27 protein-coding genes are annotated in these 22492 nt (G+C 41.0%); 6 read left to right on the top strand and 21 right to left on the bottom strand.

Translation table 11 applies throughout. The features are described 5' to 3' along the window. The 5 genes from SM123_RS07975 to asnA form a co-directional block, all read right to left on the bottom strand. Positions 1 to 390, bottom strand: coding sequence for an insulin activator factor (locus SM123_RS07975; RefSeq protein WP_320909397.1), 390 nt, complete (start codon positions 388 to 390; stop codon positions 1 to 3). Positions 391 to 455: 65 nt separating this feature from the next. Continuing rightward, positions 456 to 1535 (bottom strand): SepM family pheromone-processing serine protease, encoded by a 1080-nt coding sequence (locus tag SM123_RS07980; RefSeq protein WP_320909398.1) that lies wholly within the window; start codon positions 1533 to 1535, stop codon positions 456 to 458. Next, entirely contained in the window at positions 1519 to 2007 is a 489-nt protein-coding gene (gene coaD, locus SM123_RS07985; RefSeq protein WP_003011880.1) for a pantetheine-phosphate adenylyltransferase, read from the bottom strand. Before coaD ends, SM123_RS07980 begins: the two co-directional genes overlap by 17 nt. Next, positions 1997 to 2536, bottom strand: coding sequence for a 16S rRNA (guanine(966)-N(2))-methyltransferase RsmD (gene rsmD / locus SM123_RS07990; RefSeq protein WP_041818095.1), 540 nt, complete (start codon positions 2534 to 2536; stop codon positions 1997 to 1999). The genes coaD and rsmD overlap by 11 nt, the downstream gene beginning before the upstream one ends. Positions 2537 to 2783: 247 nt before the next feature. Further along, positions 2784 to 3776: an aspartate--ammonia ligase gene (gene asnA, locus SM123_RS07995; protein WP_003005888.1), complete on the bottom strand. Its 993-nt coding sequence runs from the start codon at positions 3774 to 3776 to the stop codon at positions 2784 to 2786. 159 nt (positions 3777 to 3935) lie between these two features. Between asnA and SM123_RS08000 the strand changes: the two genes are divergently transcribed. From SM123_RS08000 to SM123_RS08015, 4 genes are read left to right on the top strand one after another with little or no spacing between them, the layout of a single operon-like run. Then, complete coding sequence (locus tag SM123_RS08000; RefSeq protein ID WP_003011690.1) at positions 3936 to 4613, top strand: helix-turn-helix domain-containing protein; 678 nt, start codon at positions 3936 to 3938, stop codon at positions 4611 to 4613. A gap of 2 nt (positions 4614 to 4615) precedes the next feature. After that, complete coding sequence (locus tag SM123_RS08005; RefSeq protein ID WP_320909399.1) at positions 4616 to 6028, top strand: Y-family DNA polymerase; 1413 nt, start codon at positions 4616 to 4618, stop codon at positions 6026 to 6028. Continuing rightward, complete coding sequence (locus SM123_RS08010; RefSeq protein WP_070594370.1) at positions 6025 to 6396, top strand: hypothetical protein; 372 nt, start codon at positions 6025 to 6027, stop codon at positions 6394 to 6396. The genes SM123_RS08005 and SM123_RS08010 overlap by 4 nt, the downstream gene beginning before the upstream one ends. Beyond that, a complete protein-coding gene (locus SM123_RS08015; protein ID WP_070594369.1) occupies positions 6377 to 6703 on the top strand; it encodes a DUF5960 family protein in 327 nt (108 codons plus the stop codon). The genes SM123_RS08010 and SM123_RS08015 overlap by 20 nt, the downstream gene beginning before the upstream one ends. A gap of 52 nt (positions 6704 to 6755) precedes the next feature. On the opposite strand, the gene SM123_RS08020 is transcribed toward SM123_RS08015, so the two are convergent. From SM123_RS08020 to SM123_RS08075, 12 genes are all read right to left on the bottom strand, one after another. Then, positions 6756 to 7472, bottom strand: coding sequence for a YebC/PmpR family DNA-binding transcriptional regulator (locus tag SM123_RS08020; RefSeq protein ID WP_003005873.1), 717 nt, complete (start codon positions 7470 to 7472; stop codon positions 6756 to 6758). 174 nt (positions 7473 to 7646) lie between these two features. Continuing rightward, positions 7647 to 7901 carry a Txe/YoeB family addiction module toxin gene (locus tag SM123_RS08025; RefSeq protein WP_006595728.1) on the bottom strand — a complete coding sequence of 85 codons (255 nt, stop codon included), beginning with the start codon at positions 7899 to 7901 and terminating at the stop codon, positions 7647 to 7649. A 3-nt stretch (positions 7902 to 7904) separates the two neighbouring features. Further along, positions 7905 to 8159: a type II toxin-antitoxin system Phd/YefM family antitoxin gene (locus SM123_RS08030; protein WP_003014291.1), complete on the bottom strand. Its 255-nt coding sequence runs from the start codon at positions 8157 to 8159 to the stop codon at positions 7905 to 7907. A gap of 250 nt (positions 8160 to 8409) precedes the next feature. Next, the gene (locus SM123_RS08035) at positions 8410 to 9504 is read right to left on the bottom strand and encodes a nucleotidyltransferase (protein ID WP_320909400.1); all 1095 of its coding nucleotides are present in this window, start codon (positions 9502 to 9504) and stop codon (positions 8410 to 8412) included. A 6-nt stretch (positions 9505 to 9510) separates the two neighbouring features. After that, a complete protein-coding gene (locus tag SM123_RS08040) occupies positions 9511 to 10251 on the bottom strand; it encodes a class I SAM-dependent DNA methyltransferase (RefSeq protein ID WP_320910006.1) in 741 nt (246 codons plus the stop codon). Between the two features lie 323 nt (positions 10252 to 10574). Further along, a complete protein-coding gene (rsfS, locus tag SM123_RS08045) occupies positions 10575 to 10928 on the bottom strand; it encodes a ribosome silencing factor (RefSeq protein ID WP_003005865.1) in 354 nt (117 codons plus the stop codon). A 14-nt stretch (positions 10929 to 10942) separates the two neighbouring features. Further along, entirely contained in the window at positions 10943 to 11443 is a 501-nt protein-coding gene (locus tag SM123_RS08050) for a cysteine hydrolase family protein (RefSeq protein WP_320909401.1), read from the bottom strand. Further along, positions 11444 to 12040: a bis(5'-nucleosyl)-tetraphosphatase (symmetrical) YqeK gene (gene yqeK / locus SM123_RS08055; RefSeq protein WP_302693040.1), complete on the bottom strand. Its 597-nt coding sequence runs from the start codon at positions 12038 to 12040 to the stop codon at positions 11444 to 11446. Next, entirely contained in the window at positions 12037 to 12669 is a 633-nt protein-coding gene (locus SM123_RS08060; RefSeq protein ID WP_320909402.1) for a nicotinate-nucleotide adenylyltransferase, read from the bottom strand. Before SM123_RS08060 ends, yqeK begins: the two co-directional genes overlap by 4 nt. 21 nt (positions 12670 to 12690) lie before the next feature. After that, complete coding sequence (gene yhbY / locus SM123_RS08065) at positions 12691 to 13002, bottom strand: ribosome assembly RNA-binding protein YhbY (protein WP_003005853.1); 312 nt, start codon at positions 13000 to 13002, stop codon at positions 12691 to 12693. 222 nt (positions 13003 to 13224) lie between these two features. Further along, positions 13225 to 14331, bottom strand: coding sequence for a ribosome biogenesis GTPase YqeH (gene yqeH / locus SM123_RS08070; protein WP_049472983.1), 1107 nt, complete (start codon positions 14329 to 14331; stop codon positions 13225 to 13227). Positions 14332 to 14333: 2 nt separating this feature from the next. Beyond that, positions 14334 to 14861, bottom strand: coding sequence for a YqeG family HAD IIIA-type phosphatase (locus tag SM123_RS08075; RefSeq protein ID WP_045759146.1), 528 nt, complete (start codon positions 14859 to 14861; stop codon positions 14334 to 14336). Positions 14862 to 15043: 182 nt separating this feature from the next. Between SM123_RS08075 and SM123_RS08080 the strand changes: the two genes are divergently transcribed. Then, entirely contained in the window at positions 15044 to 15658 is a 615-nt protein-coding gene (locus tag SM123_RS08080) for a TVP38/TMEM64 family protein (RefSeq protein ID WP_009732361.1), read from the top strand. Positions 15659 to 15725: 67 nt separating this feature from the next. On the opposite strand, the gene SM123_RS08085 is transcribed toward SM123_RS08080, so the two are convergent. Beyond that, complete coding sequence (locus SM123_RS08085; protein WP_315378428.1) at positions 15726 to 17300, bottom strand: hypothetical protein; 1575 nt, start codon at positions 17298 to 17300, stop codon at positions 15726 to 15728. A gap of 77 nt (positions 17301 to 17377) precedes the next feature. Then, a complete protein-coding gene (gene dcm / locus SM123_RS08090; RefSeq protein WP_320909403.1) occupies positions 17378 to 18598 on the bottom strand; it encodes a DNA cytosine methyltransferase in 1221 nt (406 codons plus the stop codon). A 126-nt stretch (positions 18599 to 18724) separates the two neighbouring features. Between dcm and SM123_RS08095 the strand changes: the two genes are divergently transcribed. Then, positions 18725 to 19129: a hypothetical protein gene (locus SM123_RS08095; RefSeq protein WP_070589673.1), complete on the top strand. Its 405-nt coding sequence runs from the start codon at positions 18725 to 18727 to the stop codon at positions 19127 to 19129. Between the two features lie 151 nt (positions 19130 to 19280). Here the strand turns inward: SM123_RS08095 and SM123_RS08100 are convergent, their stop codons facing one another. Continuing rightward, entirely contained in the window at positions 19281 to 21557 is a 2277-nt protein-coding gene (locus tag SM123_RS08100; protein WP_070589675.1) for a helicase-related protein, read from the bottom strand. Continuing rightward, a complete protein-coding gene (locus SM123_RS08105; RefSeq protein WP_070589677.1) occupies positions 21527 to 22453 on the bottom strand; it encodes a HamA C-terminal domain-containing protein in 927 nt (308 codons plus the stop codon). Before SM123_RS08105 ends, SM123_RS08100 begins: the two co-directional genes overlap by 31 nt. Between the last annotated feature and the right edge of the window lie 39 nt (positions 22454 to 22492).

The raw sequence follows: 22492 nt of genomic DNA on the forward strand, positions 1-22492 counted from the left end.
TTACTCCTTTTCATTTGATAACTGTTGATAATCGAATAGATATAACAAACTTGAAATGATTGCTAGCACACTAGTTAAAGACGATACAAAAGGAACGAAACCAACTATAGAGGCAATGAAGAGAATTTTATGACTTTTCTTATTTACTTTTGGATTTTCACTATAGTTGGCCATTGCAAGTATAGAGATAACAAGATACAAGAGACTGATTGTATTGATTACCAATCCCCAATCACCTTTTTCAACCAGCTCAGGAACAGCATGAACGAAAGTCCACTCCCACCGTTGAAAAGAGGCATAGCTGATTACGATCGCTCCTAAAATCCCAATAATCCCATTCATTAGCAACATATTATATGATTTCATAAACTCATTACTTTCTTGACCCATAATCCTTCATAAAAATGAGAAATTGATTCTCTCTCATTCCATCACTTGTCCAGCATACTACTCTACTACTTCTTCAAATAATCAATAGCGTCTTGAAGGGTTTTGACGGGCACAATTTTCATCTTCGAATGAATTTGTTTTGCTGCATCTTTAGCGGTTTCGTAGTTTGATTTAGCCTTGGGATTGGCTTTCTTTTCTTCTTTGGAAACAGGGTTATTAGGGGCAAAGAAAATTTCTGCTCCTTCTTTATCTGCTGCGACGACTTTCTTGTCAATCCCACCGATATCGCCAACCGTTCCATCTTGGTTAATGGTTCCTGTCCCTGCAATATGGCGTCCCTGACGAAGATCTGGATCAGCCACTTGGGTGTAGATGGCTAGGCTAAACATCATACCGGCACTTGGTCCACCAATTCCTTGGGTCGCAAACTGGACAGGAACATCGCCTTTGGCTTCAGTCCGGTCGATCAGGCTAATCCCGATCCCGTTTTTCCCGTTGGATAATTTGATGATCTTTCCGTCTGCGGTCTTGGTTTGTCCATCCTCAATATAGGTCACTGAAACGGGGTCGCCAATTTTTTGAGAACCGACATAGTCAATCAATTCTTTGGAACTCTTAAAGGTCTTGCCATTCACACCGGTGACGGTATCCGCAATGTTCAAGATTCCCTTAAAGGTCGAGTCATCTGCCACTTGCATAACATAAACACCTAGAAAGTCCATCTGGGTTTCTTTTCCAGCTGTCTTTAACCCTTGGTAGATGGCCATATTTTGCGAGGTTTCCATATAGAATTGGTTAATCCGCGTAAATTCTTGGCTCGAACTACCACCTGTCATATCCTTGGCAGAGTAGATATCTGTAAAAGGTGTCGCCCAAGCATAGATCAAATCAGCCGGAGTCGCTTCTTTCACTGCCACGGTTACAAATTCATAAGACCCTGACTTGGTATCCATTTTTCCATCCACTGTCATGACCGATCGAATGTCTTCGGCCGTTCCTGGCATCTCAATATAATAGGGAAGGCGAATCACAAAAGCAGCTAGCAAAAGGAGCAAGAAAAGAACGCCTGCAATCGGCCATCGGTATTCTTTCAACCGTCCCTTTTTCTTTTTAGGGGTCAAGCTTGGTTTATTCGCTTGTGTCATCTTTGATTTCCTCCATTACACTCTTTGGTACATAAGGTGAGATATCCTGCTGAAAAGCCAGCAACTCTCGAATACGCGTTGAACTAATGGCCTGGTAAGGAGGCTGGGCATAGAGATAAACCGTCTCCAATTCAGGCGCCAACTGGTGATTAAAATAATCCATATTGGCTTCGTATACCAGATCCTGTGCATTGCGCAAGCCCCGGATCAAGGTGATGACCCCAAGATTGCGCGCCACTGTCACAGCCAACTCTTGAGTTGACGTCACAATTTCAACATTTTCCAAATGAGCCAGGGCCCCTTTCACCATGCGCACGCGCTGCTCAATGGAAAAGAGTCCGACTTTTTCCGGATTATAAAAAATTCCGACATAGACACGGTCAAACAAGCGACTAGCTCGCTCGATCAATTGCACATGCCCAATGGTAATCGGATCAAACGATCCTGTAAACAATCCACTTCTATCTGACATATACTGTTACCTTACTAATTCCATAGATTTTTTCTTTCCAGATTCCCACTTGTCCGATTTCCTCAGGAAGTTCTACGTGTTTATCAGTTTCGCACACAATTAGGATGTCCTCTGACAAGAGATGGCGCTCGCACAAGGTTTCGATATCGCGAACAATCTCTTCCTTGGCATACGGAGGGTCCAAGAACACCAAGTCAAAGGTGCCCGTTAAAAGCCCTAAGGCCTGCTTGGCCTCCATTTTTAGCAGTTGAAACCGTTCCTTTTCCTTGGTCATAGCAATATTGGCTGCTACAATCTCCTGCGCTCTACGATCTCTTTCCACTAGAACGGCCTCTGACATGCCTCGAGAAACTGCTTCGATAGAGAGCCCACCGCTTCCTGCATAGAGATCCAGCACTCTCCCACCATCAAAGTAAGGACCAATCATATTGAACATGGCCCCTCTGACCTTATCAGAAGTCGGCCTGGTTGTTTTTCCTTCAAGTGTTTTGAGGGGACGTCCCCCATAGGTTCCAGATACTATTTTCATAGGGACCATTATACCAAAAAAAATCAGAAAATTGAGATTTGATATGGTCAAGCGACAACTAAAAGAGGCTGGGACAAAAGTCCTAGCCTCTCAATTATTTTTGGATTGTCGAGCAAGACGCAGTAGTTGAGTGGGCTCTACTACGCTGATTTCATCAGCTTTTACAGCCCTACTCAACTGTGCGGAGGTAGGACGACGAAATCGAATTCTAACGAATTACCGATTTCTGTCCCACTCTCTTTCTTCCTTATAGGATATTTTCATATTCATCGCGGACAGATTGAGGCCAGACACTGGTTTGGACTTCACCGATATGTTTCTTACGAAGTAAGAACATAGCCAAACGAGATTGTCCGATCCCTCCACCAATCGTGAGTGGGAAGAGACCATTTAACAAAGCCTTGTGCCACTCTAATTGGAGACGATCCTCGTCCCCTGTAATCGCAACTTGACGGCGAAGCGTATCTTCATCGACACGGATCCCCATTGAAGACAACTCAAAGGCTGAACCTAGAACGTCATTCCAGACTAGGATATCACCATTCAAGCCCTTGTAGCCATTTTCAGACTCTGTTGTCCAGTCATCGTAGTCAGGTGCACGGCCATCGTGTGGTTTGCCATCTGCAAGCTCTCCACCAATCCCGATCAAGAAAACGGCTCCGAATTCTTTGGCAATGGCATTTTCACGCTCTTTTGGAGTTAAATCTGGATAGCGTTCCACCAACTCTTCTGTGTGAACGAAGGTAATTTGTTTTGGAAGAACTGACTCAATGTCATAGCGCGCTTCTACTGCTAGTTCTGTTAAACGAATCGCCTTGTAGATTTTTTCAACCGTTTCTTTGAGGTAGGCGATATTGCGTTGACCATTTGGGATGACTTTTTCCCAGTCCCATTGGTCTACATAAACAGAGTGGATAGCGTCTAGCGAATCTTCATCTGGACGAAGAGCCTTCATATGGACAAAGAGACCTTCTCCTTCGCCAAAACCAAAACGTGCCAAGGTATGGCGTTTCCATTTTGCGAGTGAATGCACGACTTCATAAGTCTCATCAGGAATTTGAAGGACCTTTACAGATACCGGATGTTCAATCCCAGAAAGGTTATCCTGCATCCCGTCTCCGACCTTGCTCAAAATTGGCCCTTGGACTTCAATGATGTCCAATTTATCTTTTAAATATTGTGTGAAAGTCGTTTTAACAAACGAAATTTCTTTTTGTTGGTGGATAAAACTTTTTTTCATATAGTTCCTCATTTATAGACATTTTAGAAATGATTATACTCTTTTTTCAATCAAAATCAAGTCTTTTCATTCGTTTTCAACTGAATTTTTCTCTTGCAAAAAGGATTCATTTTTGATAAACTGTATGTAACTTTTAAAACGTTACATAGGAGAAGCGACATGTTTGATGCAAAAAAACTAAAAGAAAGACGCCTAGAAAAAGGCTTGACCCAAGCTGATGTCTACGAGGATCTCAAGATTTCTCGCAAGACTTACTCCAGTTGGGAGAATGGCTTAGCAGAGCCACACGAAAAAAATCTCAGGAGGTTGGCCAAGCGCCTCTCCGTTAAAGAGGACTACTTTATTAACAAAGACTCCGCACTCTACACCTACCCTTTATTAACCCCACCTCATCAAAAGAAAGTCGACCAGTTGGCCAGCCAGTTATTCGAACAGCAGCAAAAAGTTGTTTCCTTGACTGCTTATAAGGTTCTTTCGATTGAACTAGCAGCCGGTTTGGGACATACCTTTTATGACAACGAAACAGACTATGAAACTGTCTATTTTGACCAAGAGATCCAGCACGATTTCGCTTCTTGGGTATCAGGTGATTCGATGGAACCTCTCTACCCCAACGGCTCTGTTGCCCTCATGAAGCAGACTGGCTTTGACTATGATGGGGCTGTCTACGCCCTCATCTGGAATGGAAAGACCTATATCAAGAAAGTCTATCGGGAGGCTGAAGGCTTGCGCTTAGAATCCATCAACCCTGACTACGATGATTTATTTGCTCCCTATGAAGACGAGCCCAAAATCGTCGGCATTGTGGTCGGGCATTTTCTCCCACTCGAGGTTTAAATATGCTATTTGATTATTCACGTGAGCCTCATTCTGATATTGCTTTTGTGGATATGAAAAGTTTTTATGCCAGTTGTGAATGTGTCCGTCTGGGGCTCAATCCCTTGACGACTTCTCTTTGCGTCATGAGTCGAAGCGACAATTCTGCTGGCCTGATTTTAGCGAGTTCTCCCGTTTTCAAACAAGTCTTTGGCAAGAAGAATGTCAGCCGTAGCTACGACCTACCTTTTGACCTCAAAACCAGAAAATTTAATGGCTACGTCGCCAAAAAGCAAGGATTGCCAACGGATCCAACCTTTGTTTCCTACATTGAATCCTGGGCCAAGAGGACTCTGATTGTGCCTCCACGGATGAATGCTTACATTCAGGTCAATATGGAGATTCAAAAAATCTTTCAGGAATTTGCAGCACCAGATGATATTTTCCCTTACTCGATTGACGAAGGCTTTATCGATCTGACCTCTTCCTTAAATTATTTTATTCCAGATCCCTCCCTCTCTCGAAAGGAAAAACTGGATCTCCTTTCTGCCAGAATCCAAAAACGGATCTGGCAGGAAACTGGAATCTACTCTACCATCGGCCTCAGCAATGCCAATCCCCTTCTTGCCAAGCTAGCCTTGGACAATGAAGCTAAGCATTGCCGAAATATGCGCTCCAATTGGTCTTATGAAGATGTAGAAAGTAAGGTCTGGAAACTGCCCCAGCTCACTGATTTTTGGGGCATTGGACGTCGTACTGAAAAACGATTGCAAAAGATCGGGATCACGTCGATTGCTGAACTGGCCCAGGCTCACCCAGATCTCTTAAAGAAAGAATTCGGAGTCATGGGCCTTCAACTGTGGTTCCATGCTCATGGCATTGATGAAAGCAATGTCCACAAGCCTTATCGTCCGAAATCACGAGGCATTGGCAACTCTCAAATCTTGCCCTATGACTACCATCTACAAACCGACATTGAACTGGTATTTCGGGAGATGGCTGAACAGGTGGCTATTCGCTTGCGACGGAAAAAAAAGAAGACCCAGCTGGTCTCCATTCATGCCTCCTACTCCAAAATCGAGGGGCTTCCGTCCATTCACTGCCAGCAAAAGATTGAGCCTACCCAATCCACCAAGGTTTTATCCGATACGGTTCTGCGGCTCTTTCGCTCCAAGTACGAAGGAGGCGCCATTCGGCAGATTGGTGTTTTTTATGGAGAACTTGTCGAGGAGTCTCTTCAACTCCTTTCTCTCTTCGATGACCCAGTAGCCTTGGAAAAAGAGGAGAAACTCCAGCAGACCATTGACCGCATTCGGGATCAATTTGGCTTTACCTCTCTTCAGAAAGGCTCCTCATTACTAGAAAACTCACGCGCCATTGCACGCAGTAAACTAACAGGCGGACATTCCGCAGGAGGCTTAGATGGATTAACATGATTGACCGTTCTTATCTCCCTTATCAATCCGCTCGCGAATTTCAAGATCGTGGCATGGCCAAATGGGCCGGCTTCTTTTTATCCGAACACACAACTGCCCTGCATACAAAAGAAATTGACCGCAGTCAGCTCATGATTCTTCCACTTGCTGAACAGATCCAGCTCCTGGAGCAGGCCTTTCAACAACAAACGACGATTTCGATCACAACTCTAGAGGGGAATCAATTTGCTACCTACACAGGTTCGATTCACACCTTATCTGCTTCTGAGGTTCTTCTCAAAAGCGATGGCCACTACCACCGTCTCCTCGTAGACTCTATCATTTTTATTGAATCTGAGGAAACAGCCTATGAAACCTATTCAAACTAAACACGAATTACAATTTGATTATTTTTCGGAGAATTACCACCAATTTGAGACAGACTTTTACAAGTGGGCCGCTACTTCTACGCCGCTCGTCTTTTTAGAAGACGATATTCTCCACTCTATGGCAGCAGGCCAGCGAAACTACTTTCGTCTTCACCATACTAAAAGTCGGGATCATCGAGACCATTATTTCTATTTTAAGGTTTCCACACTCTCCCAATCACCACTGACCCGTATTTACGCTTATACAGGACATCACTTACAAAAGATAGTTCCTCATCAAACAGAGAAAAAGGATAGCTTGATCTAAGAAGCTATCCTTTTTCTTGATTTATGGGATTCACTACAGTCCTTACGAGTGATTAGAATCCATCTACGTTGGTGTAGATTTTTTGTACGTCCTCGTCGTCTTCAAGAACGCTGTAAAGTTTTTCAAATGTTTCCAAATCTTCACCTGACAACTCAACTTCTGATTGAGGAATCATTTCCAATTCTGTTACTTGGAATTCTTCGACACCTGATTCACGCAAAGCAACGATTGCTTTGTGAAGATCAGTTGGAGCAGTGTAGACTGTGATCGTTCCTTCTTCTGCTTCGACATCATCTACATCCACATCTGCTTCAAGCAAAAGCTCAAAGATGGCATCGGCATCATCACCAGCAAAGACGATAACTCCCTTGTTGTCAAAGAGGTAAGATACAGAACCGGAAGCTCCCATGTTCCCACCGTTTTTACCAAAAGCAGCACGGACATTGGCAGCTGTACGGTTAACGTTTGAAGTCAAAGTATCAACGATCAACATCGAACCATTTGGTCCAAATCCTTCGTAACGTCCTTCTGTAAAGGTTTCGTCAGTGTTTCCTTTTGCCTTATCAATCGCTTTATCAATCACGTGTTTTGGCACTTGCGCTTGTTTCGCACGGTCAATAACGAATCTCAAAGCAGTATTTAGTTCTGGATCTGGTTCACCCTTTTTAGCAGCTACATAGATCTCCACACCAAATTTGGCATACACTTTTGAGTTGGCACCATCTTTGGCAGTTTTCTTGGCAACAATATTGGCCCATTTACGTCCCATGAGGATTCTCCTTAAATTTTTTCAAATTATTTTCAATCTTTAACATTATATCACAAATCATCGAAGTTAGACTAGATTTTTCTATTTTTAGCAAGGGGATTCTATAGGAATTTTCTTCGAGTTCTGAATTTTAAATAGCTATCCTAACTATCAAAAAGCTCCTCTTTTAAAGACTTAATAATGATCTTTAAAAGAGAGGAAAGCGACACCTGACTCATCTAGCATATAAATCAGGCGATTCTCTGCATCAATCCGTCTTGACCATGCTCCTTGAAAGTCATATTTCAAGGGCTCAGGCTTACCAATCCCAGCAAATGGGTCCCTTTGGATCTCTTTGATAAGGCTATTGATTCGCTTCAGTGTTTTTTTGTCCTGACTTTGCCAGTAACAATAATCCTTCCAGGCATCTTCTGTAAACTTGAGTAACATCTGTTACCCCTCAATCTCATGGAGTTGAACCTGACCAGCTCGGACTTCTGCCATGCCCCGCAAGACCTTATCTGACAATTCCTTGTTCTGAGCTAGTCTCAGGGTTTCTTGTAGGCTGTCCCACTCGCTCTTAGAGATGACCACAATATCTTCGTCTGGATTCTTATTCACGACCGTCAAAGGCTCAAACTCATCATTCACCTTCTTCATATAATCCTTCAAATGATTGCGGAATGTTGAATAAACGACTGCTTCCATTGCCATACCTCATTCTACCTCTTTTCTTTTATTATACATGAAAAAGAAAAACTTGTCAGGAACTTGTACAAGTTTTTCCCTCTCCACTTAATTATTCGTAAAAAAGCTTCTAAATTTGGTAAAAAAATCTACTGTCTAAAAGGAATTTTTAGACAGTAGATAAATATTGTTTCCGTGCATCATAAACTTCTTACCTTATGTGACAAAAACACCTTTATTTTTGGGGAAAAGGAGATTTCCGTGAGACATTTTATTCTTCCACTCTCACTGGCACCCGCCCCCAGATCTGTTCTGGCAATTGGGGATGCCCTAGTTGATACACCTGATCCGCTTGTTGGGTCAAACTGTCCCAAGGTTCCTTACCAATTCGAGTCACAATTTCTACTGATTTTTTCAAGCCTTTGAGGTGGGCTTGCCCCTTTGCGGAAAATCCTAAGACATGAATGGCGTCGGGAAGAGCTTGATCCATCGCCCCTACCAAGATGTAGGTCAAGATGCGGCGGACACGAGCCTTGGTATAGCGCTTGGTTGCGACTTTCTCCACTAGGTCTTCCACAGAGTTAGCACTTCGAATCGCATCCTTTATCCGATGGGCCAGTTCTTCATTGACTTGAAAAATCTGTGTCAGATCCGGATGTGTTAGGATTTGATAACGGAGCAGTTGGTCATAATCCTCCCAAGATACCTGTGGAGCCGACTGAAAGAGTTGGCTATTGGGCATGAATTTAGCGACAAAGTCCTGATCTTCCTTGTGTAGGCGTAGACTAGTCGCAGAAGCATAGGCCGCCTCTTTTTCTTCTGAATGGTAGCCTGCACCTTGCCGTTGGATAGCCTTGAGCGCAATCCCCTTCCCAGCACAGGCCTTGGCATAAGCCAAGCCCAGGATATGATTGGGAGTATCTCCTGTGAACTCCACTCCAGCAAAGGTTTCCCACATTTTTTGGGTCTTTTGTGGATAGGATAAATCTTCTGGAAGACTTCGCAGGAAAGCTTCCATTTCCGCTTCTTTCTCCGAATAAACAGTCGCAATCGCTTGGTAATCTAAGACCTCTTCTGTCCCAAAAGTCAATTGGTCGATTCCTAGACGGGACAAGATTTCTACTGCTCCCTTGGCAAAATGATCAGCCGACTGAACAGCCACGAGAAAGGGGAGCTCGACCACCAGATCTGCTCCATTTTCCAACGCCATCTGCGCGCGAATCCACTTGTCTACAATGGCAGGCTCGCCACGTTGAACAAAATTCCCAGACATGACCACAATCTTCAGCCCTTCTGCCTGTTCCAGCAAGTACTTGTGACCATTGTGAAAGGGATTAAATTCTGCAATAATTCCTGTAACTGTCATGCTATCCTACTTCTGTGCTACAAAAAACCAACGTTTGCTGGTCTTTGTTGGCTCTTTGTCTTCAAAGTCTGCATAGAGTTTAAAGGATTTAAAGCCAGCCTGCTCCAATAAGATGTCATAGGTTAAAACTTCATAGGTGCGTTCCTCATGAACTTCATCGTGCCGACTAAAGCTGCCATCCTCTTCTTGGACAAAGAAGGTCAGCTCATGGACGATCGAGTGAGGGGCTGCATCCTCATAGGTATCCCAGAGCATGGCAAAGTCTTCTGCATTCTCGTGGTAAGAGTAGCCTGGGAACATCTCATCCGTTTGATAGGTCGAATGGACATCAAAGATAAAGACTCCGTCCTCATTGAGGGCATTATACACTTCTTTAAAGACATCTCCTACTTCCACCTCGTCCTGCATATAGCAGATAGAATCCGAGTAGCAGGTCACGAAATCATAAGTGCCTGCTTGCGAGAGATCCAACATATTCCCCTCGATAAAATCAATCTTCTGCTTGGCTGAAGCAGCTCTTTTTTCAGCAATTTTCAGCATGTCAGCACTCAGGTCTAACCCTGTCACATCAAACCCAGCTTGAGAAAAGCGAACAGACTGAATCCCTGTCCCACAAGCCAATTCTAGCAATTTTTTCCGGTCCTTACTTTTAGGAAGATGCCGGAGGGAAAAATCCGTCCATAAGTCATACAGACTATCATCCATGACCGCATCGTAGACCGCCGCAAACGTTTCATAAGTCGCCATATTCATGATACCAAGTCCGCCCGTAATCCGTTAGAAAATTAGGAGCACGACGATGGAGCTAAGCTCCAAGGAGAGCTATCTATTTTCCGAGGAGTACAGGACGGGTTCAAATCCTTTCTAAGATACAAAGAGCCTTAAAAGCATAGAGAAAATAGGAAACTTTCTGCCCTATCGTCAGATACAAAGGAAGTTACTCTTTTTCTCACAGCTTTTAGCTCGTGTTCAATTATCAAACCAACTAAACACGAGGCTCCATCCTTTCTTTCCGTAGAATTTTCAATTTAACCAACAAAACTCAGTTGCTACCAACTGAGTTTACCTGCTTATGCTAGGGCTGCTGAAAGATCGACAGCACTTGCTTCGTGCCATAGCTTTTCTAGGTTATAGTGGGCACGCATTTCTTCTGAGAAGACATGGACCACCACACTACCTAAGTCAAGAAGGACCCAACCTCCAGCTGAATCACCTTCGACGTGGCTGGCATTGCCACCAGCTTCAACGACCTTCTCGCGAATATTTTCAGCGATAGCCTCCAATTGACGGCTATTCATAGAGCTTGCGATGACAAAGTAGTCTGTCACGCTGGTTAAGCTTTGAACATCCAAAGCTACAATGTCTTCTGCACGCTTTTCATCTGCTGCTTTGACAACTAGTTCAAGTAGTTCTTTTTCTTTCATGTAATCCTCTTTCCTTAAAAAATTGATTTGTAATCTAAGACATCCGCAAAACGTTCTGCCCAAATATTTTCATAAAATTCATTAAGCGTTTCTGCTGGAATATCCTCTCCATCAAAGGTTGTGACAGCTCCTTCTGGAATGACCAGCTTGTAGCCATATTCAAATCCCACTTTGACGGATGTATCGACACAATATTCTGTCTGCATACCACACAGGACCAGTTGTTCAATCCCTTGTTGATCCAAGTATTCTTTTAATCCTGTCTCTTTAAATATGCTATTGTATCGCTTCTGAAACACCTTCTCATCTGCCTGCCTCTTCAACAAGGGCGATAATTGCCAATCTTCCGAGGTTAAAGCCTCTGGCGTTTCAATATGCTGCATGTAGATGATTTCAATCTGCTGTTTTCTTGCCTGATCTTGCAAATAAGCAATCTTCTCTAAGAGCTTATCTGTCTCAAAACCTGTCTCCACTAAGATATTTTGTACATCAATAATGATAAAAGCTGTCTTCACTCACTGCTCCTCTTTCAAATACTTCACAAAGGCGTTATAGGTTTCAAGGGTTTGGGGATAAATGGGCAATCCTTGGTGGGCCAGATGTTCGACTGTGCGAGCCGTCTCATAGGCCACGGCACGATCCAAAGAGACTTGAGCGATGTCACGTGCTTGATCTACCCCTGGGAAGGACCTGTTGTGCTCAATGTAATCTGCCACATAGACAATCTTGTCTAAGGTCGACATCTGTCCACTCCCCACAGTGTGAATCTCAATACTGCGAAGAATGGCTGGATCTGTCAGTCCGAGGTCTTCTTGGATCTTGTAAATCCCGACCATCCCATGCCAGACATTGTTCCCCCAGTTTTTTAATGCTGGATCCAGCTCATAGCGATCGATCAAGTCCAGAAATTCCTGATCTGATAATTTCTTGGCGTAGTCATGTAACAAACCTGCTAGTCCAGCCTGCTCTTCATCTGCTCCATAGCGTTTGGCCAAGTCACGCGCAGCCTTCTCAACCCCTAAACAGTGAGTTAGCCGCTTTTCTGGCAGGATTTGACGCATTTTTTCAAGCAAGACCTCACGAGAAAAGCCTAGATAGTTTTCATAGGTCATTGATACAATCCTTCTTTCTTGATGTAGTCCAAGACTGGTTTTGGCAACATAAAATTCGGCGTCCGACCCTTGGTTACAAAATCACGCACCATACTAGAGGAGATGTCCATTAGAGGAACATCCACCCAGATCACCGGATAAGAAGTCCCTGCCTTATAGCGTGGTCGCTGTACCCCGACAAATTGCACAATCTCCACCAATTCATCGATGCGGTGCCATTTTGGTAAATAATCCACCATATCTGCACCAATGATGAAGTAATAATCTGTGTCTGGATCCCGTTCATTGAGCAAGAGCATGGTGTCGTAGGTATAGGAAATCCCTTTACGCTCGAGCTCGATCGTCTCGATCTCCAGACCTTCAATGCCTTCAATGGCTAATTCCAGCATCTTAAGGCGATGGTGCTCTGCAATCGTCCCCTTGGCATCGACATGCGGTGGCTCATACTCAGGCATCAAGAGCACCTTATCTAACCCTAATTGTTGGCGCACTTGATCCGCAACGACCAAATGGGCATTGTGGACCGGATTGAAATTTCCACCCAAAATACCAACTTGTTTGCGTTTCTTGTCTTTGATCTCTGGCTCTAACTCTACCTTGGTAAAGGGAGTCAATAGTTCAATTGCCATAGGTTTGCTCTCCTCGATGTCCTAAATTTCTTTTACCTTCGCTGAAATTTTACGATTTTCTTTTTTGCTTGATTGTTTGAACAAGATGAGAATCCGACCAATCTTTTGGACCGTTTCCACACCGATTTCTTCTTCCAAGATTTCTGCTACTTCATGGATGTTCTCATCCGTATTTTGAAGAAGAGTCACCTTGATCAGTTCGCGCGCATCTAGCGCTTGGCGCACACTGGTTTTGATTTGGTCATTGAGCCCGTTTTTCCCGATTTGGATAATGGGTTTGAGGCTGTGGGCTTGGCTGTTGAGGAAAGCCCGTTGTTTAGATGTTAATGTCATATTTTTACTTCCTTTTTTGATCGTTATTTTAAGTGGTGGGGACGGCCGGAACTAATTTTTCAAAGATCTCATCTTTGAAAAATGGATTTCCTCACCTCAAAATGGAGCCTTGGTCTCCATTTTGCCCTTGCCAATCGATCGATTGGCAACTACACCACGGCAATAACGATCTCTTTATGAGCTCACTTTGTTCGCTCTTCAGATATATTTTTTCCTGTTTTTTTAAATAATAGCTTTGCGGGTAACGACGGCGACGCCTTCTGGTGCCCATACGGCTACTTTAGCTTCTCCATTGACGCGGATCCAGCCCAGTCCTGAGATGACCAGGTCTGTCTTGTCCTTGATGGTAAACTCATGAGAAACCAAGGGTGGGAATTCTTCTTTTTCCTTGCTGTTAGGAGGAGTTAGTAAGCCACCGACATGCTTGTCATAAAAGGCAGTCGCTCCTTCTAGCTTAGTTCGGTGAAGCTTGAGTTCGTTATCAAAGAAGGCGGTGAAACCTTGCTTTTCTCCCTTAATAAAGTCAAAGCGTCCCAGACCACCCAAGAAGAGGGTTTGCTCTGGATTGAGCTGATAAGTCTTAGGCTTGATTTCCTTTTTAGGGCTGACATACTTGAGATTTTTTGCTGTCAAGTAATGAGCCATCTGGTGACGATGGATAATCCCTGGTGTATCGTAGATATAGGATCCATCGTCCAATGGAATTTCGATCTTGTCCAGTGTCGTTCCTGGGAAGCGAGAAGTCGTGATGATATCCTTATCCCCAGTGATTTCTTGGATAATCGCATTGATGAGGGTCGATTTCCCAACGTTGGTCACACCCACCACATAGACATCACGGCCCTTACGGTACTGCTCAATCTTTTCCATTAAGTCCTTGATAGCACTCTTGTTTTGAGCAGAGGTGAGGACCACATCGACAGGACGCATGCCTTCTTCGTGGGCCCGCTCCATCAACCAATGGGTCACCTTGCTATCCTTGACAGACTTGGGCAAGATGTCTTTTTTGTTTCCGACCAAAAGGACATCATTTCCTGCTACAAAGCGTGGTAGGCCAGGAATGACGGAGCCATTAAAGTCAAAAATATCGACTACATTGACCACCAGTGCATCACTATCTCCTACCTCGTGAAGGAGCTTTAGAAAATCATCATCTGTCAGATGCACATCTGTGATTTCATTGTAGTGACGCAGACGGAAACAGCGTTGGCAATAGACTTCTCCTGTTTCCAAGCCTTTTTCAAGAGCTGATTGGGGAGTATAGCCTAGCCCCTCTTTGTTTTCTGTCTGAATGGGGGCTCCACAGCCGATACAGAATAATTCTTCCATTCTTAAATTCCTTTTTTGTATACAATCGGACCATATTTCTCGGCCATTTGCTTCATAACACGGCGTTCACGCGCCCGGTTGATCTGGGTCTTGATCGAGTCATGCTCAACCAAAGGCTTGACCAAAATCGAACGAATGCCCGCCCGATGGGCAGCACGGATATCCGTCATCAGTTGATCCCCGACCATGACCACTTCATTTTTCTCATAGTGGAAACGTTTGAGCGCACGATCAATCCCAAAAGTAAAGGGCTTGAGCGACCAGGCTTCATAGTCAATATCAAATTTCTCAACAGCGCGCTTGACCCGTTTGGGACTATTATTAGACACCACGATAACCCGAATCCCTCCATCACGAAGGTCATGCAACCACTGGCGCATCTCAGGAGTTCCATCCGGATTATTCCAAGCAATCAAGGTATTATCCAAATCCACAAGGACCGCCTTGATACCCTGTTTTTTCAAGTCTGCAACGGTGAGATCATAGGCTGCTTCCACCGCAAAATCTGGTTTGTAATTTTCGATTGACACGTTTTTCTCCATTTTTTATACTCCTTTCATTGTAGCATAAAAAGGCCCATTTTGCACCCGCTTCACGACTAAAACAGCGACAGACTCCGATCAGGTCGCTTTCACTACTCAAAAAATAGACAAAATCCTTACAAAGTTCCAAAAACATGGTATAGTAGAAGAAAAAGAACTCGGAATTTTTTATGAAACAAACAAGCTTAAAAGAGGTCTCTCCTCTTCTCCAGCGCATCATTAATTGGTCGTCCATCATTGGAGCTCTTGGGACCTTGGCCTTTTGTATCTGGGCCTACTTTGCTGGCATCCTTCAATCCAAGGAAACTCTGTCTGCCTTTATTTTGCAAGCAGGTATTTTTGGACCACCTCTCTTTATCTTTCTTCAGATCCTTCAGACAGTGGTCCCTATTATTCCCGGCGCCCTGACATCTGTAGCAGGTGTCTTCATCTATGGTCATATTATCGGGACCATTTACAATTACATCGGGATCGTCATTGGCTGTGCCATTATCTTCCACCTAGCCAGAATGTACGGACCTAAGTTCGTCCAATCCATGGTCAGTCAGAAAACCTACGACAAGTACATTGGCTGGCTCAATGAAGGCAAGCGGTTCGATCGCTTCTTTATCTTCATGATGATCTGGCCGGTTAGTCCCGCCGACTTCATCTGTATGCTGGCAGGTCTGACCAATATGACCTTCAAACGCTACATGACCATCATCATCCTCTGCAAACCCATCACCCTCGTCATCTACACCTACGGCCTGACCTATATCATCGATTATTTCTGGAAAATGGTCTAAAGCATAACACCACCCCCTAAGACTAGGAGGTGGTGTTTTTGTAGTCCTATGAATAGTCGGTTACTCTCTATTTCGCAACCCAACCAATCGCATCTGCAGGAGGATTGTCCACATCAATCCAGATGAAGTCAATGCCAATTTCACCGTTTTTGAATTTGGAAAGACGGATACCATTGATTTCTAGCTGAGAAAGTTTCTTACCCGTTAAGATCTCTCTATCTTTTAGCTGAAAGACCCCACGAAGAATCCAATTACCAAGAATTTCTTGCTTATCAGTTGATTGAATGGCCTTCCCAGCTTCTTGGTTGATATAGGCAGTAATCACATCACCTGATGATAAAAATCGTAGCTTAAAGGTCCGTTCTTCTTTTGGGAGCACAAGTTTACTTGTACCTGGCTCAAACCTTCCAATATCTTTACCAAAAAAGTCTGGACGCTCCTCATGAAAATGTTTAGAATCTGGAAGAGGAATATACACTTCACTGACTGGACGATACACCAGCTGTTCAATTTCTTTGATTAGTTTTTCATTCCCTGTCTCGTGTACAAAGTGAATCAAGTCATCGCGAATAGATTTCATCTGGGCTTTTTCTTCCTTGGTAGACCATTTTTTCAATAGGATTTCTTCTAAAGAAAAGGTCACAAAAGCTAGTTCTTCTGGAGCGAGACTGTCTTTAAATTTGTCCTGAATCTTTAAAATCCGTGGCAAACGATCCTTCTTGGCCAACTTGGATCCACCATTAAAGGCATTAAATCCTGAATTTTCTTCTACATTTCCGTGCTTGTCTGTGATCACCCAAGAAACCGTCTCAAGAATATCCGAATCACTTTTTTCTGAGGTCAATAAGTGAAGGTGTTCAAAGAGATAAAAGGGATCTTCAACATAATTCACATCCCAAGTATCAACCACAATCTCCTTATTCCTAAAGGTCATATGGAGCTGACTATCTGCAGCCGTATATTTGTAGTCATGATGACCATCTGTGAAACGGAAATTTGTTGGATTGTTCTTGGTTGTCGAGCCTAAAATCTTAAGATGGTCTAGATCAACGGGCAAATAAGTCGTCTCTCCCACATGGATCTGAGGTTTGTGACCTTTCGAGGTCGGCATCAAGACATGATAGACGGCTTCTACATGACTAGAATCAGAATGAAACCCCTTTATGAGTGCTTTGGAAGATTCAATCCGTTGATTTCGTAAGGTCGCAATCTCACGGGCCAGTTTTTCATAGCGGGCATCATTTTCTTTATCAGCTGTTTCCTTGTCCGGTGAAATATCAGCATGAAATCGAATTTCGCCCAATAACTCATTCCAAGACTGTGAATCTTTCTTGAACTGAGCAATCTTTTGATCCCCTGAGTCCAAACCAAAGGATTTAATCCCAACCAAATACTTATGTTGCTCGTCAACGACCAGCGAAACATCATAGGAGGTATTGGCAATATCCTCCCCAACCGCATGAAAAGCCTTCTGAAAAACAGTCTCTTGGAATTTTGAATTGATAATCGGAGCAACGTAGTTTTCTCGATCATTAGAATCTTCGGCTTCTGCCTTTTGAGAAAATGCCTCACTCAGACTAGCAAAGTTGGTAATGAGCGTCTTGTATTTTTCTTTTTGTTCATGTTTAAGGTTTTCCCACATCATTCATTCCTCACTTCTTATCTAAGTATATCAAAAGAAGACTAGATTTTCACTAGTCCCCTTACTTATATAATTCGTTAAATAATGCTGTAAAACTCCAAATTGCCACGTTTTTTTACAAATCTGAAATAATCTTCATCTGATAAAATAGCAAGACCATCCTCATAGGACGCAATCTTCTTCTCTGCCTCCTCATAAGTGGAGACAAAATCTTTCACATAAGACTTGCCTTCAAACTGGCCATTCATCTTGGTATAGATAATCGCGAATTTTCCGGAGCGGTCAAGCTGTGACGGTCCATTACTCTCATTAAGAGCATAAGCAATCCGCTCTGCAATGCGTTTAATCACAGGGACGACCACACTATTTCCAGCTTGTTTATAGAGTTGACCATTGGAAACCCCCTCAGGCAACTTAAAGGTCTTTGGATAACCTTGTACATTGAAGGTTTCCTTTGGTGTTAACTTACGAATTTCCCCAGTATCAGTCAGAATCAGAGGGACATTGTGCCCACCTGTTCCCATATTGGCTGTTAAGGTTGGAACAACGCCATTTTTATTCTCCCGAACATATTGACGACGCCACTGGTAGACCGTATCTTGACTAGTCACATTGGCCTTGAGGTCAGCGTAGAAATTTTGCTTGCCTTCTCGATAATAGTAAGCCTCATCTGGCTTGGCACCAAAATCAATGACATCAGCCAAGGTCGTTGTCAGCTTGATTTCCTCTGGGAACTCAAACAAGTCATAAGCTTCCTTGGTATCAAAACCAACGATGTAGATCCGCTCACGGTTTTGTGGGATATTTCCATAGTCTTTCCCGTTGAGAACCTTCCACTTGATGAAGTAGTTGTTCTCGGTCAAGGCTTCACGAATAACCTTGAAGGTATTCCCGTGGTCATGACCGACCATGTTCTTGACGTTTTCGATGAAGATAGCGCGAGGTTTACGCCCTTCAATCATACGAAGCAACTCAAAGAAAAGATCGCCACGATCATCATCGAAGCCCTTGCGGTAGCCCGCAATACTAAAAGCTTGACAAGGAAATCCTCCCATAATCACATCCACACGCTCAGCTGGAATTTCTTCCGGCTGCACCGCATGAATATCACGACTATCCAAATGCGTATTTGGATAATTTAAACGATAAGTCTGACGCGCATACTTATCAAATTCATTGGCATACACCACTCTGAACTCGTTGGTCTGTTCAAATCCCAACTCAATTCCCCCAACACCTGAGAAGAAGGCTGCAATGTTGTACTTCTCAGGTCGGTTCGAACTTACAGAATTTGTCATGTAGTAACCTGCTTTCTAAAAATATGATTAACTAAACTAGTATATCATTTTTAAAAAAATACTGGAATATAAACACATCTCAAATATAAATGATATAATGAATATATAAACTTAAGGAGGTGCATAATGCCAAAACAAGGAGATCAATTCATAGTAGAACTTAAAGAAACTCATATTGGATGGGGGATGTACAGATACACCAATTCTCGACCTCAGATTGAAGGAGAATGCTATATCCCGATTCCAAGTTTAGATGCACATCGGTATGGAATATATAATTCTATACATACTCAAGGAAGAGATATTTTAGGGCAGAATATATTTAATGCTAAATCGACAGATGGATGCTTCAATGGAGTAGTAAAGGCATCAGGGAATTCTCAAGCAGGAGATCCCTATGCTAAAAATCTTTCCGGTAAAGGTAACTTGAGAGCCTTTAACTACTGGTTCAATCAAATGAATGTAACCGTTGGGACAAGAATCAAAGTAGAATGGACTAGTCCTACTGATATTTTGTTTACGATTATCTAAATATAATTACTGAGATAAGGCTGGGCAAAAAAGTCTTTAAAATCCAAAACGCATAATATCAGGTATTGAAAAACCTTGATACTATGCGTTTTATTGTGGGAAGATTTACTTCATTTTCTCCTGAAATTGAGTTTTTGCCCAGTCTTATCTTTTATCCAAGTAATCTTTGTATTCTTCTATCTACATAACTTTCATATAAATCAAAATTTTTAGTAGTTACACTTCCATCATAATATTTTACTAATTCAAAAGGAACTCCATAATCACTCAATTTGCGTCCAATATCAGTCAGAGCATTATACTCTAGCCTTTGCAGAAGAATTTTAATTCCAGTAACATCATCAAAGTTTCTTTTGTAGACCTTTGAATAATGGAATCTATATAGCAAATCAAACACTCCTAAATACTTTACGAGATGATATTTAAATATTGTGTAGATTAATTTTGCAGTTATTCTAATTGCCATATCTTTGTTTTTATTCTGTTCTTTGACATAATAATCAACTATCCCTAAAAAACCTTTTTGTAAAAACTCTGATAACTGTATCACAATTAAAGAAAAATGTTTCTTTCCTACCCTAGTTTCCATTATATGTTTTAAATCTGAATTAGAGACAAAATTATGACAAATATCAACTACTGTTTGAAAACCTTCCCAATGAATTTCTGTGCCGTTGCTCAAATTCAATACCTGCTTCAACTGATCAATTTTATGAAATTCGACTAACGACATCTCTTTTATACGATTATAGATTGAGATTTTCTCCAAAGGGCCTATTGTTCTGTAAGATTGAAAAATAAAATCTGGTAATCCTGATTTTACCTTAGCTATATTAATTTCAGCCTTGAAATTTTTATCATCATCTGTCAAAAATTCATCAAGTGTCACTTCTAAATCTACATCCGTTTTGTTTCGGCTATTATCATAATTTTTATGTTCAATTTCGTCCTGTTGCGATTCAATAACAGCTTCAAATTCTTCAGTTAAATCAATGACATTACCACTATAATGTACATTAAATCTGCCTGCTCTCCCAGCAATATTTTTAGCATCAAACTGTTTCAATGACTTTATTCCCTTTTTGACAGAAGTAATAATTAAATTTTTTGCAGTCGTATTAACACCTTCAGTAATTGTTGTTGTAGAAAAAAGACATAGTAGTTCACCTTTATTAAATAAATTAATCATTTCATTTTGTATATATTTTGGTATTCCTGAATGATGGATTCCAATTCTTTTTTCAAGTGCTTTAAACAGAATCCAATCTGAACCAAAATTTTTTTCTACGTGTTCTAAAAATATTGAATACAATTCATTGTCATCTTTTTTTAATAAAAGTGAATTATATTCAGGATTTCTCAACAAAAAACCTGCGAATCGTTCTACATCATACTTTCTTCCACAATAAATCAGGGTATTTTCATCTAAATTTATAATAGATTGTGCAACTTTATCTTGCATAGTTGATGTACCAGCTTTTAATCTATGCACTTTATTCCCAATTTCAAATTTATTTCTTTTAATATGGGTTATATTTTTTGAAACAATTTCAATATCATTGTATTCCAATTTATTAAATCTATTTATTGAAGTAAAATTATTAAATGAGTTTACTCTAGTTTCTGGTTTTTGAAATTGAATATACGGTCCGGCAAGTAATAAATCCCGACTATTTCGACAAGCGTATTCTAAGGCAAGTCTATATGCAGTATCTCGCTCATTTTCTTCTGGAGTCTCATTATTGATAATAAAATCATTGTCAATTTTATATATTTCATCTACGAATGTAAAATCAAAATTCAAACTATTATTATCTAAAAATGAGAGGTATCGCTCAGGAGTATAGATGAATATATTCTTTTCTCCAAACTCTTCTTTTTTTATTTCACTTAAGCTATGAATTTTATATGTAGAAAAGAACTCATCATTTTGTAGCTTCAACAAATTTTCCGATAATAAACTGATTGTAGGAAATACTAATAATATATTAGAGTAACCCATTTTTTTTATAATAGTATAAACTGTAAAAGTTTTACCGAAAGAAGTTGGCGCAGAAAGAATATATCTATTTTCAGTATTAATTTCAAACAAGTCAGTGACTTCTTTTTGATATTTATGTAGCATCTCATCTTTTACAATTAAAGCCGCTTCATTAATAAAAGAACTCATAGATAATAAATTCATGCTCTCTTTATTAATAGTTTTACCTGCTTGATATTTATTTTCAAGTAACTGATAATATTGTGGAACTCCAGCTTCATTTGCTACATAACGCAAGAAATTTAAATCATTACTTGTAAGTTCGTCTATTTTAACAGCGTCGTAATAGTCACAAGTTGCCTTGACAAAGGCACCTCTTCTTTCAGGGTATCGCTTATATAAATTCAATTCTTTGATTAGATGAGCGGTTCTTTCGTTTCTATCCATTCAATCACTTCTTCCTTTAATTTATTTGAGTCATCAACAGGTAAGAGCATTACAAATATACTAACCTTTATTTTAACAGTTAAAGTTAACGAATATTTTCCTAACTCCCTATTAATTTTATCCACACAAGATGCAATTGATTTTTCGTAACTGTAGGTTTGCTGTTTTTGAAATGCAATAAAAATAGGATACACTAACTCAATATTATTATTTTGTAATTCATCGATAAGAATGAGGTCAGGATTATTCTCCCATCTTTTAATTATTCCTTCAAAAATTGGATGCGAATGAGAGATATTATCTTTCTCATTAATAATTGCAAACATATGATTATTCAAATAGTCATCTGAAATAGAATAATTTATCTTGGAAAGTACAGAGTTAATTCCAGATGTGAAACTTTGATAAAATTTTGCTTCTCCAAACCAGAGTTCTAATCTACCTTTGTTGTCAATAATATGAAAAGCATCAAACCCTTTTGGTTCAGAATTTTCAAGAGGTGAATAAAAATAACCTCTAGCAATTAGAACATCAGTATGAAAATAATTTCTTAAAAATAAATCTAAAAGTACTTCCCCATAAAATCCGTATTGAAGTTTTGTTTGAGGGCAATCATTTTTATTATATTTTAATTTAGTTTTGATCACCTTTGTTTGTTCTCTATCCAAATTATCATAATCAATCTTAAACTCATTCTCAGCGAATTCAACAATCCCATTATAAATTATTTTTGAAATGTCATTATCATTGCCTTTAAAACAATATTCATCCTTTCCAGCAGTTGTTAAATTACTCTTATTAATTGAAGTTACTTGTCCTTGTTCGTCAGTAAGTATAATAGGAAAAGTATATTTTACTATTGCACTATTTATTAATTTTTTAAGATTATCTCTCAATATCCCACTCCCAACCCAATAGATATTGATTTCATTATA

It is taken from the genome of Streptococcus sp. S5 (genome assembly GCF_034134805.1).
In the GTDB taxonomy this organism is placed as follows: Bacteria; Bacillota; Bacilli; order Lactobacillales; family Streptococcaceae; genus Streptococcus; species Streptococcus lingualis.

Coding starts and splice junctions, on each gene's coding strand:
- asnA (WP_003005888.1), bottom strand. CDS start 3,776: ATGAAAAAAAGTTTTATCCACCAACAAAAAGAAATTTCGTTTGTTAAA.
- SM123_RS08080 (WP_009732361.1), top strand. CDS start 15,044: ATGAAACAAACAAGCTTAAAAGAGGTCTCTCCTCTTCTCCAGCGCATC.
- rsmD (WP_041818095.1), bottom strand. CDS start 2,536: ATGAAAATAGTATCTGGAACCTATGGGGGACGTCCCCTCAAAACACTT.
- yhbY (WP_003005853.1), bottom strand. CDS start 13,002: ATGACATTAACATCTAAACAACGGGCTTTCCTCAACAGCCAAGCCCAC.
- SM123_RS08005 (WP_320909399.1), top strand. CDS start 4,616: ATGCTATTTGATTATTCACGTGAGCCTCATTCTGATATTGCTTTTGTG.
- SM123_RS08035 (WP_320909400.1), bottom strand. CDS start 9,504: ATGACAGTTACAGGAATTATTGCAGAATTTAATCCCTTTCACAATGGT.
- coaD (WP_003011880.1), bottom strand. CDS start 2,007: ATGTCAGATAGAAGTGGATTGTTTACAGGATCGTTTGATCCGATTACC.
- SM123_RS08000 (WP_003011690.1), top strand. CDS start 3,936: ATGTTTGATGCAAAAAAACTAAAAGAAAGACGCCTAGAAAAAGGCTTG.
- SM123_RS08040 (WP_320910006.1), bottom strand. CDS start 10,251: ATGGCGACTTATGAAACGTTTGCGGCGGTCTACGATGCGGTCATGGAT.
- rsfS (WP_003005865.1), bottom strand. CDS start 10,928: ATGAAAGAAAAAGAACTACTTGAACTAGTTGTCAAAGCAGCAGATGAA.
- SM123_RS08085 (WP_315378428.1), bottom strand. CDS start 17,300: ATGTGGGAAAACCTTAAACATGAACAAAAAGAAAAATACAAGACGCTC.
- SM123_RS08030 (WP_003014291.1), bottom strand. CDS start 8,159: ATGGAAGCAGTCGTTTATTCAACATTCCGCAATCATTTGAAGGATTAT.
- SM123_RS08010 (WP_070594370.1), top strand. CDS start 6,025: ATGATTGACCGTTCTTATCTCCCTTATCAATCCGCTCGCGAATTTCAA.
- yqeK (WP_302693040.1), bottom strand. CDS start 12,040: ATGACCTATGAAAACTATCTAGGCTTTTCTCGTGAGGTCTTGCTTGAA.
- SM123_RS08100 (WP_070589675.1), bottom strand. CDS start 21,557: ATGGATAGAAACGAAAGAACCGCTCATCTAATCAAAGAATTGAATTTA.
- SM123_RS08060 (WP_320909402.1), bottom strand. CDS start 12,669: ATGGCAATTGAACTATTGACTCCCTTTACCAAGGTAGAGTTAGAGCCA.
- SM123_RS08015 (WP_070594369.1), top strand. CDS start 6,377: ATGAAACCTATTCAAACTAAACACGAATTACAATTTGATTATTTTTCG.
- SM123_RS08025 (WP_006595728.1), bottom strand. CDS start 7,901: ATGTTACTCAAGTTTACAGAAGATGCCTGGAAGGATTATTGTTACTGG.
- SM123_RS08020 (WP_003005873.1), bottom strand. CDS start 7,472: ATGGGACGTAAATGGGCCAATATTGTTGCCAAGAAAACTGCCAAAGAT.
- SM123_RS07980 (WP_320909398.1), bottom strand. CDS start 1,535: ATGACACAAGCGAATAAACCAAGCTTGACCCCTAAAAAGAAAAAGGGA.
- dcm (WP_320909403.1), bottom strand. CDS start 18,598: ATGACAAATTCTGTAAGTTCGAACCGACCTGAGAAGTACAACATTGCA.
- yqeH (WP_049472983.1), bottom strand. CDS start 14,331: ATGGAAGAATTATTCTGTATCGGCTGTGGAGCCCCCATTCAGACAGAA.
- SM123_RS08095 (WP_070589673.1), top strand. CDS start 18,725: ATGCCAAAACAAGGAGATCAATTCATAGTAGAACTTAAAGAAACTCAT.
- SM123_RS07975 (WP_320909397.1), bottom strand. CDS start 390: ATGGGTCAAGAAAGTAATGAGTTTATGAAATCATATAATATGTTGCTA.